This is a genomic window from Gluconobacter sp. Dm-44 (genome assembly GCF_018256175.1).
In the GTDB taxonomy this organism is placed as follows: Bacteria; Pseudomonadota; Alphaproteobacteria; order Acetobacterales; family Acetobacteraceae; genus Gluconobacter; species Gluconobacter cadivus.
This window is the reverse complement of sequence record NZ_JAERLZ010000003.1, coordinates 113,612-129,029: the sequence shown is the minus strand read 5'-3', so window position 1 is coordinate 129,029 and position 15,418 is coordinate 113,612. Positions and strand designations below refer to the sequence as shown.

Below are 15,418 nucleotides of genomic sequence, written 5' to 3'. Positions count from 1 at the left end.
GACGCCTTCTTCATCCGGACTTTTCTCGTCAAGGCAGATCGCTCTGCACGGGACGACAGTTCAGGCATGTTTTTCTTCCGGAAGTCCCATGACAGATCTTTCTTCTCCCTCAGCACCCGACACCATCACGATAGAGGCCTCAGACTCCACGGGAACGATCCAGCGGCGCGCACGGGGCTTTCTGGCACTCTTTTTCGTGGCGATAGGGCTTTACACTCTCAAGGGCTTCCTGCCAGCGCTTCTATGGGGCTGCGTGTTCGCAATTTCGATCTGGCCGCTCTACCGCCGCGCTGAACTGCGCTTCGGTCGCAGCGACTGGCTGCCCATGATCTTCACTCTGGCCGTGGCACTGATCTTTCTGGTGCCTGTCTCGCTGGTTGGGGTGAAAGTCGCGGATGAGGCACGAAGCGCGCTGGAATGGATTGATGACGTCCGCAATAACGGCATTCCGATGCCGGAATGGGTGCCTCGTCTGCCCTTTATGGCCACTCAGGCCACCAACTGGTGGCAGAACCACATGACCAGCCCCCAACGCCTCGCCCATCTGCTTCATTCCGTCGATGTCGGACACGGAATGCAGATGACCAGACAGGTGGGCACTCAGCTCGCCCGCCGGGGCACGCTGTTCGCCTTTTCGCTCCTGACACTGTTTTTCCTGCTGAAAGATGGCGACAGTGTCATCCGCAAATGCCTTCTGGGATCACAGCGTCTGTTCGGTGAGCAGGGAGAAAGCCTCGCCAAACAGATGATTTCGTCAGTTCACGGAACACTGGCTGGACTTGTTCTGGTCGGTCTGGGTGAAGGGGCGATCATGGGCATCGTCTATATGTCGACGGGCGCACCCCAGCCCCTGCTGTTTGCAATGGTGACGGCTGTCGCCGCCATGATCCCGTTTCTGGCATGGCCGACGGTCGGGCTGGTGGCGCTGCTCCTGCTGGCAAAAAGCAGCATGATCGGAGCGATCGTCGTAGCCGCCATCGGCTCCGTCGTGATCTTCATCGCGGACCATTTTATCCGCCCCGCCCTGATTGGTGGCAGCACAAAAATGCCGTTCCTGTGGGTTCTGCTGGGAATTCTTGGGGGTGCCGAGACTTGGGGCCTGCTGGGCCTCTTCCTTGGTCCAGCCATCATGTCCGCCCTGCATCTGCTGTGGACGATCTGGACAGAGACAAATCCCCGTAAAGGGATCTATGCAAAAGACACCGAAGGTTAAGGAAGAATTATTACCGCAGGACTGGTCGGGCAGGCGGGATTCGAACCCACGACCCCCAGTCCCCCAGACTGGTGCGCTACCAGGCTGCGCTACTGCCCGTCGTCCTGCGGTGGCGGTGGTTTAGCAGTGTCCCACCCTCACCGCAATGGGGGATTGTGACTAAACTGGCAGAAGATTTCGCAAATTCTGAAGCTCTTCGAGAATTTCGCGCAGTTCCGCCCGCAACAGACTGTTCTCGGCTTCTGTTTTTTCCAGGGTGCTGAACAGAAGCTCGTTCTCGTCACGCAGGGTTATGAGAAGAGCAGAATCGTGAACTTCGGCTTCGGCTTCGGCTTCGGCTTCGGCTTCGGGCGTCTTCTCTTCTTCCGGAATGTCAACAACCTCAGTCACGATGACGTTGTGAGCTTCGGCCGGAAGTTCAGGGAAAATGATTTCGTCGTCAGCTTCGGTTGCTGATGCGATATCCAAGTTCTCATCGCGGACAGCCTCCGTAAGCAGCGATTCTTCCGCAGATGGCTGCTCGTCCTCAGTCGGCTCGGCGATAACGACGGGCATAGAAACCCATTCTGCGGAGTCTGCTGAAATTTCAGGTACTGCTTCCGGAACTACCTCTTCAACAGTCTTCTGACCCGCCCGTGCTTTCTGCGCACGGCGTTCCCGCAGCACGCGCAGAACCCCCTGCCCCTTGTATCCCTGCACATAAAGCAGGTCTGAAATCAGCCGAAGCGTCTCGATATGCTCGGGGCTGTAATAGCGCCGTCCACTTTCCCCACGAAACGGCTTTACACCCGGATAGATGGTTTCCCACGAACGCAGACGGTGCTGGGGAATATGCAGTTCCTCGGCAACCTCGCTGATGGTCCGGTACGCATCCGGAGCCTTCCTGACCTTTTCAGCGCCAACCGGAATATCGTCATTCGGCGGCAGCACGACGGCTTCGGGCATAGACTTATCTGTCATGGGACGATGCCTCGGCAGCGACCGTCTCGGAGCCGTTCATGCGATCCCTCAACAATTGGGAGGGCCTGAACACCAGTACGGCTCTGGGAAGGATGGGGACTTCCACGCCCGTTTTGGGATTGCGTCCAATGCGCTCTCCCTTCTGGCGGACGGAAAAGGTTCCGAACCCGCTCAGCTTCACGGATTCGCCCGCCTCGAGCCGGTTGGAGATCGCATCCAGAAGGCTCTCGAGAATCATGGAGGAATCGTGCCGGGAAAGACCGACACGACTATAGAGATGCTCGACAAGATTCGCGCGCGTGACTGTGCTCATGTCACTTGCGTATCATGACGTTCAGAACAGTCAAAGGAATCAATCATTAACCTGCTCTAAACAGGAAACTGACTACATCCGGACAAGAGCGGATCCCCATGTCAGACCACCGCCCAATGCCTCCATCAGGACCAGATCGCCATTCCGGATCCGTCCATCCCGCACCGCCTCGTTCAGGGCCAGCGGAATGGAGGCCGCAGACGTGTTGGCATGACGGTCCACGGTCACGACGACCCGGTCCGACGGCAGCGCCAGTTTCTTCGCCATACCTTCGATAATCCGCAGATTGGCCTGATGCGGCACCATCCAGTGAATATCCTGACCCGTCAGATTATTGGCCGCCAGCGCTTCATCCACGGCCTGCGAGAGCTTGACCACGGCATGGCGGAAAACCTCACGTCCCTGCATGCGCAGTTTCTGCGTCGCGGACGCACAGCCTGCGGCACCGTCCACATAAAGAATATCGCCCGTCCGGCCATCGGAGTGCAGATGGGTGGAGAGAATGCCCTCCTCGCCGTCACGGCTTGCCTCCAGCAGGACCGCACCCGCGCCATCTCCGAAGAGAACGCAGGTGGAACGGTCCGTCCAATCCAGCAGACGCGAAAAAACTTCGCTCCCAATCACGAGGATTTTCTTCGCCTGACCTGCCTGCATCAACGCACGGGCCGTCGCCAGAGCATAGACAAAACCCGAGCAGGCAGCGCTGAGGTCGAAGCCGAAACCCGTCGTCATGCCGAGCAATGCCTGAACCTGCACAGCCACAGCTGGGAAAACCTGGTCCGGCGTGGCCGTGGCGACCAGAACCGCATCGACTTCGGAAGCGTCAACGCCAGCATAGTCCAGCGCCTGTCGGGCTGCTTCAGCCGCCATGCTGGCCGTGGTTTCGTCACAGGAAGCAATATGCCGCTGGACAATGCCGGTTCGGGTCCTGATCCATTCGTCCGAAGTCTCGATGCCGTATTTCAGCGCAAGATCGTCATTGGTTACGACGTCGCGCGGCAGATAGCCCCCGACACCCGTCAGACGGACACGAATGGGATCGGACATATTTTTTCAGCTCACAGGTTCAGGAACAGCCTTGGTGGACATGGCCTCAGTCGGTTCGGACGTCCCCATGCCCAACTGCTCCAGACGATCACGGATCTTGTCGTTCAGATGGTGCGTGACGGCATCCATGGCAACATCGACGGCTGCGGCAAAGCTCTCGCCATCCGCGCCGCCATGCGATTTCACGACAATGCCATTCAAACCGACGAATAGAGCTCCGTTGTAGCGACGCGGGTCAATCCATTCCCGCATCCGCTCCAGTCCGGGTTTGACCAGCAGATATCCAAGGCGGGTCAGCAGATTGGTTTCAAAAACGCGCCGCAGGAGGCCAAAGGCAAGTTTCAGCGCACCTTCGCCGGTTTTCAGCGCGATGTTGCCGGTAAATCCGTCCGTCACGATCACGTCGGTCGTGCCGGCGGTAATATCATGTCCTTCGACAAAGCCATGAAACTGCGGCGCCAGAGGGCTGGCCCTCAGGCGCTCGGAAGCCTCTCGCAGACGATCATCCCCTTTCAACTCTTCCGAGCCGACATTAAGAAGGCCGATTGTCGGAGACGGCAGGCCGAGCGCGGCCTGTGCAAAAGCTTCGCCCATGATCGCGAATTCAACCAGATTGCGCGCATCGCAGGCAATATTCGCACCCAGATCAAGCATCACGACATCACCACGGGCCGAAGGCTGAACCGCGGCCATGGCAGGCCGGGAAATCCCCGGCAGGGCTTTGACGATGATTTTCGCAAGAGCCAGCATGGCACCGCTATTGCCCGCAGAAACAACGCCGCGAGCTTCGCCTGCCGCTACGGCTTCCATGGCCATACGCATGGACGAGCCCCGAACGCGCAACGCGGACGTCGGCTTCATCTCCATGGGGATGCTGGCGTCTGAGTGACGGATATCACACAGGCTTGCGGCTTTGGGGTGTTTTTCCAGAGCGGCCCTGAGAACAACTTCATCTCCGATCAGGAGGATGCGGGCCTTCGGGTGCCGGTCGGCAGCCAGATCAAGTCCAGCAAGGACGATATCCGGGGCCCTGTCACCACCCATTGCATCGACGGCGAGGGCATAAGGCCCGGAGGCCGCGACGTCACGTTCGGGCGTGACAGGCGCATTGGTCATTGAGACAGTTTCCCGGACAGCATCACAGATGCGGGGCAGTGCTCCTGGGAGGCACGGCCCCGCAGATAGGGATCAGGCGCGGACGGCGGTCTTCAGGCCCTTGCCGCTGTTGCCAGCAGCGACCACTTCACGGCCGTCATAGTGACCGCAATGGCTGCAAACGTGGTGCGGGCGCTTCAGTTCGCCACAGTTCGAGCACTCTGCGTGCGCCTCGACGGTCAGGGCGTCGTGGCTGCGACGCATGCCACGACGGGACGGCGTAGTCTTTCTTTTAGGGACGGCCATGGCTTTTATGCCTCTTTCTGCTTCTGTGTCGGCACCCCTGCTCCGCTCCCCGCGGCATCCGGTGCCCTGTTGTTCGTCGTCTCGTATTTACGTCGAGTTCAGGCGGGCGGCTCTAGCAGAGCCTGAAGAAACCCGCAAGTCAGACGTAGGATTTTATTCTTTCCTGTCCCCGTTCTTCAGCGCGGAAAGTGCTGAAAACGGATTGGGACGGCGTGGACCATCCGGTCCTTCGCCAGACAACTCAGCCCCTTCTTCCCCTTCTGCGGGCGCCACGTCAACCGCATTTTCCAGACCGACGCCGGGTTTACGAGGATAGGGGTCCAGCATCAGGGCAAGCTGTTCCGCTGCAGCCTCGCCGATATCAAGGGCCTTTCCGTCATGCGGAACCTCGTCCGGACCGTCCAGATCAATGGAATCGATATCGAACTCATCTTCCGGCATCTCTTCCGCAGGGATGAATTTTAAAAAGAAGGTTTCGGCCAGAACATCCTTGAAGGGTTCTGAGGTGATAACGCAGACCTGCGTAAGCTTTGCGGCAAGATGCCCTTCCGCCAGAACGCTTCGGTTGGTCGATGGCGTCAGACGGAAACGGCAGGTCAGGGTTTCAATCTCGGGGATACCCAGACGAGCCGCGAGGGCTGCCCGCTCTGCGGGCGTTGCCTCGATCGTCTCGTCCAGTCCCGATCCCAGCCGGTTGAAGAGAATACGTCGGGAAAATTCAGGAGAATGGGACATTCAGGCACTCCAGCCCCCGGATTATGGGGGAAATCGTTGACATGCAGGCGCCATTCGGGCACGCGCTCAGTGGAGCGGTTCTCTTGCACAGGATAGTTTCCGGATCCATGAATAACGCATCTTCCCCGACGCCCCAAAGCAGAACACGCCGCCTTCGCCGTTTCGCGCAGGCTGGAGTGGCATGTGTTCCGCTGATGCTCGGCGGATGCTCGTTCTTTTCCCCGATTCCCGAGCCGCGCGGCTCCCTGATCGAAAAGACCGATTACGCACAGCTCGTACCCGGAACAAGCACCCGCACGGACGTTCTCGATCTGCTGGGCTCACCGACGGCGCACGCGACCTTCGACGACAATACCTGGATCTACGTTTCCATGATCACGTCCCCTACGCCGCTAACATTCCCGAGCGTTAAAAAGCAGGAAGTCGTGGTGCTGAACTTCGATAATGGCGGCATCCTGCGCAAAGTGGACACACTCAACAAGAAGAACGCGATGTATGTCGGCATGGTGGGCGCAAAAACGCCGACGCCAGGCACCAGTTCGTCCATTCTGCAGGAACTGCTGGGCAATGTCGGCCGCTACAACCCGATGAGCGGCATGAGCAGCCAGTTCGGCGGAAGCACCGGACCGATGGGCGGTCAGGGCACCGGCAATGGTGGCGCTGGCAACTCGCTGCCCTAAGTTTCTGGAAACCTGATTATTTCGGGAGGTTGAGCAGAACGCCCAAACCTCCCAACGGGCTGTCCGTCAAGCGGATGGACCCGCCATGGGCGTGAATGATGTCCCGCACAATCGTCAGACCCAGACCTCCGCTTTGCCCATCCTGACTGACACTCGTGCCATTCAGTTCCGAAATGGCAGCCCGGCGGCTGGCGGACAGACCGGGACCATTATCCTCCACAGCAATTTCGATAGTCCGCTCTCCTTCGCGCAGGGAGAACCGCATCGCTCCGCCATGACGGCGGGCATTTTCTGCCAGATTCGTCAGAACGCGGCGCAATGCATCAGGCCGGACCACAGCTTCAACACCTTCCCGACCCTCAACGCCCAGAACCTGCCCTCCCGCACGCAGCGTGGCAGCCGCGACATCATCCAGCATGCCTCTCAGGTCGGTCAGAACGGGCTCCTCGGCCCCTTCTCCACGCGCGAATGACAGATAGCTGCCGATCAGACGTTCCATGTCCTCGATATCCGCGACCATATCCGCCAGATCCGGCTTGAGGCTCTCGGCACGGATCGGGCCGAAGGTCGGGATCATGGCAACTGTCAGGCGCAGTCGGGTCAGGGGCGTTCGCAAATCATGCGAAACACCCGCCAGAACAGCCGTACGTTGCGCCACAAAGCGGTTCACCCTCGCCTGCATGCGATTGAACGCAACAGCAGCCTGTCGCACCTCCCGCGCGCCCTGAGGGCGGATCGGCCCTGCATCCCTTCCCATTCCGAACAATTCGGCAGCACGGCCCAAACGGCGGATGGCGCGCACCTGATTGCGCATGAACAGCCCGGCGATCAGGAACAGGAGAATGGAACTGCTGACGGCCCAGACCACGAACAGCCAGATCGGCCCGATATTCAGGCGTTTCACCGGCACCATCACCACCATCACACCCTGCGGAAGCTGGATCGAGGCACGGACCGTCTGGGGCGCTTCAGACCAGTCCACATCATAGGCTTGACCAAGATTCTGCCGGATCGAGCGGGCAAAATCGTCATCCATTGGGCCAAGCACATGATTGGTGCCGTACCGGGAGAGTTTTTCGGCAGGATGAAATGAAAAACCCAGTTGGGTCCGCGAAGACGCATCCTGCAGGATGAGCTCCTGTTCCGCTGCGGATGATGCGTGCTCGATCATGGCCACGACAAGCGAGATCTCGCCCGTCACGCCGTCTGAGAGGCGGCGGGAGACGACGTTCAGATAGGTTCCGTAAAACAGGCCCAGCGCGATCGCCTGCGTCACCAGCAGGGGAATGAGAACGATCAGCATCGACCGCCCCATGAGGGAGCGCGGCAGAATACGCCTTAACGGACGGTCCAGCTTCTGCCAGGACTCGTCCCGCTCAACCGTTGGATCAGCGTCCCGGTTTGAGAACATAACCTTTGCCCCGCACGGTATGAAGGAAACGGGGTTCCTTGGGATCGACCTCGATCCGCCGACGCAAACGCGTGACCTGAACATCGACGGCGCGTTCGCCAATTTCGTCCATTTCCAGCGCCTTGGCGATGGCTTCACGCGACAGAACCGTTCCCGGCTGACTGGTGAGAACGCCCAGAAGCGCGGATTCTCCTCCCGTCAGATGCACTGCTCCCTGAGGACCGCTAAGCAGGCCGCGTTTGACGTCGAATTCCAGCTCTCCCAGCCGCAGGATGTCGGGAACTTCGTCCACTACCGGCAACGTAGGCACCACACGTCGGAGATGGGCCCGCAGACGGAGCAGAAGCTCACGCGGCTCGAATGGTTTGCCCAGATAGTCGTCCGCACCGGCTTCAAGCCCCCCGATCCGGTCCGCAGGCTCCCCCCGCGCCGTCAGGAGCAGAATGGGAAGTGACAGACCATCTCTGCGCAGACTGTTGGTCAGGGACAGACCGTCCTCGCCTGGCATGGTCACGTCGAGAACGAGTGCATCGGGCTGAATCCGTTGCAGAACGTCGCGGGCCGCCAGAGCATCCAGGGCCGTGCTCACCCGATAACCGTTCTCGGACAGGTAACGCTGAAGCAGCCGCAAAAGGCGCGGATCGTCATCAACGACCAGAATATGCTCGTCGCTCATGGCGCAGAACTCCCAACTGGTCTCTGAAGGGGGGTCAGGACGCGGCGAAACCCTTCCACAGCCGTCATGCCCGCCTCACGATAGGCCCGGGTCATCACTTCGCGGATCATAAGGAACAGTTCGCGTTCAAGAGCCTCCCCGGCTTCCGTCAGGCGCAGGGGACGTCTGCGACGATCATGGCGGTCTTCTTCCTGTACAAGCAGTTTGCGATCCCGAAGATCGCCCAGAGCGCGACCCAGAGACTGTTTGGTAATGCCAAGACTGTTCAAAAGCGCAGTGGGGGTAATCCCCGGATGTGCGGCGGCCAGGAAAAGAATGCGGTGATGTGCCGGCCCCAGTTCTTTCTCGCGCAGAAGACTCTCGCAGTCGGCGTTGAGTGTCCGCCAGGCCAGCATCATGGCCTCATAAGACTGACGGATCCGGTCTTCCCGCAGATAGAGATGCGCCGTCGCGGATGACGGGATGTCCATGGATCGGGCCGTCACCGGAGGGTTTCCTCCACATATCCGAAGCGATCGAAGTCAATGATGCGCTGCGGATAGAGAATGCCGTTCAAATGGTCGTTTTCGTGCTGCAGAACATTGGCATGAAACCCCGTCGCCTCGCCTTCGACGAGCACACCGTCCTGATCCAACCCCGCGTAGCGCACGGCAGCATAGCGCGGCACATCAGCCCGTAGTCCCGGAATCGACAGGCACCCTTCGGTGCAAGTCATCATCTCTTCACCCAGAGGCGTGATTTCGGGATTGATGAGAACGCGGGGCAGCAAGGCCTCCTCGGGAGTCGCCACGCGGCTTGCAGGAACGTGATAGACGAACATCCGCAAGGGCTGATGAACCTGAGGTGCTGCCAGCCCTGCCCCGCGCGCATCGGCCATCGTTTCCATCATGTCTGCGATAAGAGACTGGATTTCCGGGGCTTTCGGGTCGGAAACGGCCCGTGCCACCTGATGCAGGACGGGGTTGCCCATCCGGGCAATCTTGAGCAGGGCCATGAAATCCTCTTTCTTCAGACAGGCGTTGCATCGGATGGAACGCACATGCACGCCGCAGAGTGCGCTTTGCGAAGAATCCATTCAAGCATGGCCGAATGAATTGCGTTCCCCGCAAAAGATGTGTTAAGGGCACCATCCTTAGTTGGATTGCCATATCACGGGTGGCGCTGAAGAGCGGGCCCATAAGGAGTTGACGGCACCGTGCAGGTTCTCGTTCGTGACAACAATGTTGACCAGGCGCTTAAGGCGCTCAAGAAGAAGATGCAGCGCGAAGGCGTGTTTCGTGAAATGAAGCTGCGTCGCCACTTCGAAAAGCCCTCCGAGAAGCGCGCCCGCGAAGCAGCTGAAGCTGTTCGTCGCGCCCGCAAGATGGAGCGTAAGCGTCTGGAGCGTGAAGGCTTCTAAGCCTTCCCGTCCTCCGAACGGAAAAAAAGCCGCCTCCTTCGGGAGCGCGGCTTTTTTTATGCCTAAAATTCTCCTGCTCCCCTGCCCGCCATCTGCGGACAGGGGAGACGCACAGCTTACTGCGCGTCCATCAGGCGGTGACTGAGATAGATGGCTTCCAGAGCCCGCTCATGCGCGACTTCCGCCGCATTGACCGTACCCGCATGGCCGCCTTCCACGTCTTCATAATACAGGAAGGGCAACTTAAGGCTTTCCAGCCGCGCCGCGAAACGACGCGCATGGATCGGACCGACCCGGTCATCACGCGTTGAGGTGAAAATAAACGGCTCCGGATAGGACACGCCCGTCTTCAGGTTCTGCAAAGGCGACATCTTCTCCCAGAAAGCGCGCGGCCCCGGCTCCGAGACGCTGCCATACTCGGCCGCCCAAGACGCCCCGGCCGCCATCTGCTCGTAATTCATCATATCCAGAAGCGGCACGCCGATGATGGCGGCATTCCACAGCTCCGGATGCTGGGTGAACTCCACCCCCGCCAGCAGACCACCATTGGACCGCCCCCGCAGCCCCAGATGCCGTGGCGATGTGATATGGCGCGCCGTCAGATCCCGGGCAACGGCTGCAAAGTCGTCATAAGCCTTCTGCCGCCCTTCCCGACGCGCGACATCATGCCATGCCGGGCCAAATTCTCCGCCGCCACGGATATTGGCCATGACGTAAACGCCACCACGGTCAAACCACGTGATCCCAAGATCGGGATGATAGACCGGCAAATAGGAGAGTCCGAAACCACCATAGGCCGTCATCAGCGTCGGACGGGCCCCGTCTTTCTGCCAATCCTTGGCATGCACAATGAAATAGGGAATGGCCGTCCCATCCGTGCTGGTCGCCGACATCTGTTCGACAGCCAGATTGGATGCATCGAACAGATCGGGCTGGCGATACAGAGGCTGAGCGGTCTGAGCTGTCGTATTCAGGCTCCAGATCTGCGGCGCCTGAATGAAGCCTTCAAGCTGAAGATAGGCCTGCGACAGGCCAGGATCGGACGAAACGATTTCTGCGGCCATATTCTTTGGGAGATCAATGGACCGCGACGTCCATGCCCCAGTCGCGGCCCGGCGAAAGAGCTTCAGGACAGGCTGGACGTTGTCATACAGAACAACCACCAGACCATCTTTTGTCACCGCCAGAGCATCACCCATCCCATCCCCGACCGTCTGACGGGATGTCGGCGACAGGATGAGCTGAGGCGCGGCAGAATTTTTCAGGTCCAGCGCGACAATGCCATCGGCGTGAAATGTCTGACCGGATACCGTCCAGTCCTGCAAGAGATGCAGAACCAGTTGGCCATCCAGATAGGATAGGCTGTCATATTTTTCTGGCAGAGGCAGCCGGGTCAGCGTCTGCGTGGCAGGATCAAACAGACTGACTTCCGTGTGAAAAAAATCCCGATGGCGGCTGATCAGAAAGACTTCGTGGCCTTTTTCATCACGCAAGCGCTCAGGTGCCACATCCATATCCGTGATCTGACCGCGATAGACTTCGACGGCCCGATCCAGCTTCTGCCCACGATGCAAAAGCCGAACCGAATAGGGGTAGCCCGAATGCGTCAGCCCGGCATTGCCCGTCCCCCAGTCCCGCGAGACCAGAAGTGTATTGGCATCAACCCAGATGGCCGTCTGCTTTCCGGAAGGAAGATCAAAGCCGTCTTTTACAAAAGTATCTGTCTGCGTGTCGTATTCCCGGACCACATGAGCGTCTTCTCCCGCCTGTGACAGCGACATGAGACAGAACCGGTCTTGTGGGCTGAGACAATACAGGCCTTCCATGACCCAGTTGGCATGCTCATTGCGCGCCAAAGCATCAAGATCGAAACGCGTTTTCCATTGCGGATGGCCGGACTGGAAGGAGGAGGTGGACGTGCTGCGCCATATCCCGCGTGTATGATGTTCATCCTGCCAGAAGTTCCAGATTTCTCCACCCTGCTGCGTCGGAAGCGCAAGACGTGCGGGGGACTGCTGGGCCGTCAGGATTTTCTGATAGAGAGGCTTGTAGCGGGGATCAGAAGTGAGCGTCGCTTCTGTGTGGGCGTTTTGTGCCCGCACCCATTCCAGCGCCCTGGCACCATCCGTCTGACTTAATTCGGCAGGCGACGGAAGAGAAGATGGACCCGCATAGGCTGCCAGAGGCAGAATGGAGAGAGACAGACAAAGTGCTCTCGCAAGAACAGGAGACATGGAACGCCTTTACGATACCGACAATATCGGCATCGTAAAGACATCCGGACAATCAGGCCACAGCTGCTGCGCTGACTGCTTCTTCCACTTCCTGAAAGCTCGGCATCAGATCGGACGGGATGCTTTTGCGGCCGATTTCGACACTGACCTGAGGCGCATTGCCCTGAAGATGCGCCACAATCACGGATCGCACGAGATCAAGATAAGAGGATTCTTCCTCCACTACGCCCCCCAGCCGACTGGCAATTGGTGCGACAATTCCATAAGCCAGAAGAATACCAAGGAATGTTCCGACCAGAGCACCTGCAATCATTTCACCCAGAATGATGGGCGGCTTGCTGATGGACGCCATGGTCTTGATCACACCCAGAACGGCCGCCACGATCCCAAGTGCGGGCAGCGCATCGGCAATGGACTGAAGGGCATGGGAAAGATGCATTTCCTCCCGCATGTTTTTCTTGAGTTCATTCCCCATCACCTCATCCATCTGATACGGATCGGTGGCGTTCATACCCGCCATACGCAGGTAATCGCAGATGAACGAACAAACATGGGAATTGTCCCGGATTTTCGGAAAAGCACCGAACACCGTACTGCCCTGCGGGTCTTCGATATGGGATTCAAGCGCCATGAACCCTTTTGAAGAGGCCAGCTTCGAAATATGGAACAGCAGACTCAGAAGGTCGACATAGTCTGACCGGACATACTGCGAGCCTTTCATGGCCTTCTTCAGACCACCCGGCAGGTGCTTCACGGCCGCGATGGAATTGGCCATCAGAAAGGTTCCGACGGCAGCCCCCAGAATGGTCAGAAGCTCAAAAGGCATTGAGGAGACGAGAGGGCCAATGGCCCCGCCGGATGCCACGAACGATCCGAAAACACAGCCCAGAACAACAAGCAGACCGATAATGATGAACATCCGAAAACTTCCTGACTGACCTGAATTTATTGAGAAATATCGGGCGACAGCACCAGAACGATGCGACGGTTCCGCGGATTGAGAGGCTGGGTGGGGTCAAACAGGTTCCGATCGGCATATCCGCTGACGGATTTCAGGCGCCCATCCGGAAAGCCGTTCTGAACCACCAGATCCCGTACGGCGACCGCTCTTGCACTCGACAGGCTCCAGTTGCTCATCTGTCCGGGACGGTAGGGTGCTGCGTCCGTGTAACCGGCGATGGAGAGCTTGCCGTGCAGTTTTTCGAGGTAGGGCACGATCGCCTTGATCAACTGAACTGCATGGGCATCAGGAGTAGACTTGCCCAAAGCGAACATCGGTTGATGGTCGGAATCTGCGATCTGGATATGAAGGCCATCATCGCCCGTGGAAACAGAGACCTGCGAGCGGACATCGGCCAGTTCCGGCGCATTACTGATCAGAGCCTGAATTTTCTGGGCCGCAGCCATTCTGGCAGCCTGTTCGGCCTTCTGGTCTGCGTTCCGGGGAGAAGACGTGACAGGCGGCTCGCCGGGCTGGATCTGATTGTCATGAAGAACCACGATCTGAGCCGTATGAGGGCTGGACGTGCTCTGATCTCTGGCCATTTGTGCGCCCGAAGCCCCTCCCTGCACCGGTTTTCCGTACTGGTCCTTTCCCGGTTTCAAGGCGACGGCTTTTGTTTCCAGGGAAACAGGCTCGGGAGCCGCAGGCAGGACATTATCCACGGGTGGCGGCATATCTTTCCAGACTGCCATCGGATTGAAGAAGTTGGCGATACCCTTTCGCTGCTCTTCCGTCGTGGCGTTAATGAGCCACATGACCAGAAAGAACGCCATCATGGCCGTTACGAAATCGGCGTAGGCGATTTTCCATGCCCCGCCGTGATGACCACCTTCAACAACGTCAAAACGTTTGATGATGATCTTTCGTGCTGCTTTGCCGTTCTGGTTGGACATCCCGCCTCCTGAGTGGTCTCAGTATGACAGGCAAGTTCTTAAGGAGAGGTTTAAGAACGCTCCGGCAGCCGCACGCCTGTGACAAAATCCGGCTCATGCAGAATGTAACAGCGGATAGCCTGCCCCCTGACTTCACGGCAGGATATTGCAGCTTTCTGCCCTTCCCCGCCATGCCTCTGTTCTTCAATCATGACCGTTTTCGCCGCCGCTGTCGCAGAAAGGCGGAAAAGATGCCAGCGCGGGTCCGTTCCGATAACGGGAAGAATATTCTGCGTAAATGCCAGACGGGAGGCCAGACCATAATCTTCGGCAGCCAGAGCCGTCGCGCCCTGCGCCTTTGCCTGCACGGCAACATTGCGGGCAAATTCATCCCATCCTCCGGTCAGACGCAACACCGGGTCGCGATGCGGGACGAGATGAAGCGGCGAAAATATTGCCTGAATGCAAACGATCATGGTGATGACCAGCCCACTGATCACAGGCCAGCGGATGCGCCATCCGGCTTCAAGTGCGGCGATAGCAAGCACCGGATAGATGACGGCAGGCCAATTTGGCTGCACGCGGTCTCCGAAAGCATGGGCGACAAACACGGCCGTCGGCACCAGAGCCAGCCATGCCAGCAGCCTGTTACGCCTGACACATACCCAAAGCCCGACCACAAACAGGATAAAAACAAGCGGCGTGGCAAGTCCGATCTGTCCGCCGATCAGTTCGCCCATGAATTGAAGCGCCCGTGCCGGATGCCAGTCACCCGTTCGTCCTCCCTGCCTGATAAAGCTGGCCCAGTGATGCGTCGCATTCCACACAATGACAGGCGACATCGCCACAAACAGCCCCGAAAGAGCCAGCCAGGGACCGGGCTGCTGACGCAGGCGTTTCGTCGTGAGAACCGCCCCTCCCAGTCCAAGACCGATCAGGATGGCGGTATATTTTGAATCAAACGCCAGTCCCAGCAGAAGGCCCGATCCGATCCACCACGGAAGAGCAGCGCGTGCGGTCAGTTCGGGATCGATTGCGCGGCTGAGTGTGTAGAGAAACAGCGTAATGAAGAACAGCAGCGGCGTATCGGGCGTCATCGTCGCAGCACCCAGGCCGAGCATCAGGGTAGCATTGAGCAAAAGCGCGGCCCTGAGCCCCGATTCCGGCCACGGAGACCCCGGTAACAGCCGCCGCGCCGCATGGTACAGCGCCCAGCTTCCCGGTAGGACAGACAGGGGACCCAGCAGACGGACACCCAGCGTCGTATCCCCGACGATCCATGTTCCAACACGGATCCACAGGGCCACCATGAACGGATGGTCCAGATAGCCGAGCTGAAGATTGCGCGACCAGACCCAGTAATACGCTTCGTCCGGCGTTAGTGACACACTGGCTGCAAGATACACACGGATAATCGTCAGGCCCGCAAGAAGCCCCCAGAAGAGCCGGATATTTCGCGTATTGTCACCCACGG

The 15,418-nt window shown here is 58.8% G+C and carries 17 protein-coding genes and 1 tRNA gene; 3 read left to right on the top strand and 15 right to left on the bottom strand.

The features are described 5' to 3' along the window. Positions 1-88: 88 nt before the first annotated feature. Positions 89-1,213 carry an AI-2E family transporter gene (locus JK213_RS05890; protein WP_194262104.1) on the top strand — a complete coding sequence of 375 codons (1,125 nt, stop codon included), beginning with the start codon at positions 89-91 and terminating at the stop codon, positions 1,211-1,213. Positions 1,214-1,235: 22 nt separating this feature from the next. Here JK213_RS05890 and JK213_RS05885 read toward each other — a convergent pair. The 7 genes from JK213_RS05885 to JK213_RS05855 form a co-directional block, all read right to left on the bottom strand. Next, positions 1,236-1,312: transfer RNA gene (locus JK213_RS05885), tRNA-Pro, on the bottom strand. Positions 1,313-1,372: 60 nt separating this feature from the next. Beyond that, positions 1,373-2,173, bottom strand: coding sequence for a MerR family transcriptional regulator (locus JK213_RS05880; protein ID WP_194262105.1), 801 nt, complete (start codon positions 2,171-2,173; stop codon positions 1,373-1,375). Further along, positions 2,163-2,486 (bottom strand): integration host factor subunit alpha, encoded by a 324-nt coding sequence (locus JK213_RS05875; protein WP_194262106.1) that lies wholly within the window; start codon positions 2,484-2,486, stop codon positions 2,163-2,165. Before JK213_RS05875 ends, JK213_RS05880 begins: the two co-directional genes overlap by 11 nt. A 72-nt stretch (positions 2,487-2,558) precedes the next feature. Beyond that, entirely contained in the window at positions 2,559-3,533 is a 975-nt protein-coding gene (locus tag JK213_RS05870) for a beta-ketoacyl-ACP synthase III (protein ID WP_194262107.1), read from the bottom strand. A 6-nt stretch (positions 3,534-3,539) separates the two neighbouring features. Further along, positions 3,540-4,649, bottom strand: coding sequence for a phosphate acyltransferase PlsX (plsX, locus tag JK213_RS05865; protein WP_194262108.1), 1,110 nt, complete (start codon positions 4,647-4,649; stop codon positions 3,540-3,542). A 72-nt stretch (positions 4,650-4,721) separates the two neighbouring features. Beyond that, positions 4,722-4,934 (bottom strand): 50S ribosomal protein L32, encoded by a 213-nt coding sequence (gene rpmF / locus JK213_RS05860; RefSeq protein ID WP_062026921.1) that lies wholly within the window; start codon positions 4,932-4,934, stop codon positions 4,722-4,724. A gap of 153 nt (positions 4,935-5,087) precedes the next feature. Continuing rightward, positions 5,088-5,669 carry a DUF177 domain-containing protein gene (locus JK213_RS05855; protein WP_099286476.1) on the bottom strand — a complete coding sequence of 194 codons (582 nt, stop codon included), beginning with the start codon at positions 5,667-5,669 and terminating at the stop codon, positions 5,088-5,090. A 107-nt stretch (positions 5,670-5,776) separates the two neighbouring features. On the opposite strand from JK213_RS05855, the gene JK213_RS05850 reads away from it, so the two are divergent. After that, positions 5,777-6,349, top strand: a complete 573-nt coding sequence (locus JK213_RS05850) for an outer membrane protein assembly factor BamE (protein ID WP_194262109.1) — start codon at positions 5,777-5,779, stop codon at positions 6,347-6,349. 16 nt (positions 6,350-6,365) lie between these two features. Here the strand turns inward: JK213_RS05850 and JK213_RS05845 are convergent, their stop codons facing one another. The 4 genes from JK213_RS05845 to def are packed head-to-tail and all read right to left on the bottom strand — an operon-like array spanning position 6,366 to position 9,430. After that, a complete protein-coding gene (locus tag JK213_RS05845; protein WP_194262110.1) occupies positions 6,366-7,760 on the bottom strand; it encodes an ATP-binding protein in 1,395 nt (464 codons plus the stop codon). Beyond that, positions 7,738-8,436, bottom strand: coding sequence for a response regulator (locus JK213_RS05840; protein ID WP_194262111.1), 699 nt, complete (start codon positions 8,434-8,436; stop codon positions 7,738-7,740). Before JK213_RS05840 ends, JK213_RS05845 begins: the two co-directional genes overlap by 23 nt. Beyond that, the gene (locus JK213_RS05835; protein ID WP_194262112.1) at positions 8,433-8,921 is read right to left on the bottom strand and encodes a MarR family transcriptional regulator; all 489 of its coding nucleotides are present in this window, start codon (positions 8,919-8,921) and stop codon (positions 8,433-8,435) included. Before JK213_RS05835 ends, JK213_RS05840 begins: the two co-directional genes overlap by 4 nt. Continuing rightward, positions 8,918-9,430, bottom strand: coding sequence for a peptide deformylase (gene def, locus JK213_RS05830; RefSeq protein ID WP_211571305.1), 513 nt, complete (start codon positions 9,428-9,430; stop codon positions 8,918-8,920). Before def ends, JK213_RS05835 begins: the two co-directional genes overlap by 4 nt. Positions 9,431-9,631: 201 nt before the next feature. Here def and rpsU point away from each other — a divergent pair, with 201 nt between their 5' ends. Next, on the top strand, positions 9,632-9,835 hold the full coding sequence (gene rpsU / locus JK213_RS05825; protein WP_011251722.1) for a 30S ribosomal protein S21: 204 nt from the start codon (positions 9,632-9,634) through the stop codon (positions 9,833-9,835). Between the two features lie 116 nt (positions 9,836-9,951). On the opposite strand, the gene JK213_RS05820 is transcribed toward rpsU, so the two are convergent. Genes JK213_RS05820 through JK213_RS05805 form a run of 4 tightly spaced genes read right to left on the bottom strand, consistent with a single transcriptional unit; the run spans position 9,952 to position 15,416 of the window. After that, the gene (locus JK213_RS05820; protein WP_194262114.1) at positions 9,952-12,069 is read right to left on the bottom strand and encodes a prolyl oligopeptidase family protein; all 2,118 of its coding nucleotides are present in this window, start codon (positions 12,067-12,069) and stop codon (positions 9,952-9,954) included. Positions 12,070-12,121: 52 nt separating this feature from the next. Beyond that, a complete protein-coding gene (gene motA, locus JK213_RS05815; RefSeq protein WP_194262115.1) occupies positions 12,122-12,988 on the bottom strand; it encodes a flagellar motor stator protein MotA in 867 nt (288 codons plus the stop codon). 26 nt (positions 12,989-13,014) lie between these two features. Next, positions 13,015-13,965: a flagellar motor protein MotB gene (locus JK213_RS05810; RefSeq protein WP_194262116.1), complete on the bottom strand. Its 951-nt coding sequence runs from the start codon at positions 13,963-13,965 to the stop codon at positions 13,015-13,017. A gap of 50 nt (positions 13,966-14,015) precedes the next feature. Then, on the bottom strand, positions 14,016-15,416 hold the full coding sequence (locus JK213_RS05805; protein WP_322783037.1) for a glycosyltransferase family 39 protein: 1,401 nt from the start codon (positions 15,414-15,416) through the stop codon (positions 14,016-14,018). Positions 15,417-15,418 lie beyond the last annotated feature (2 nt).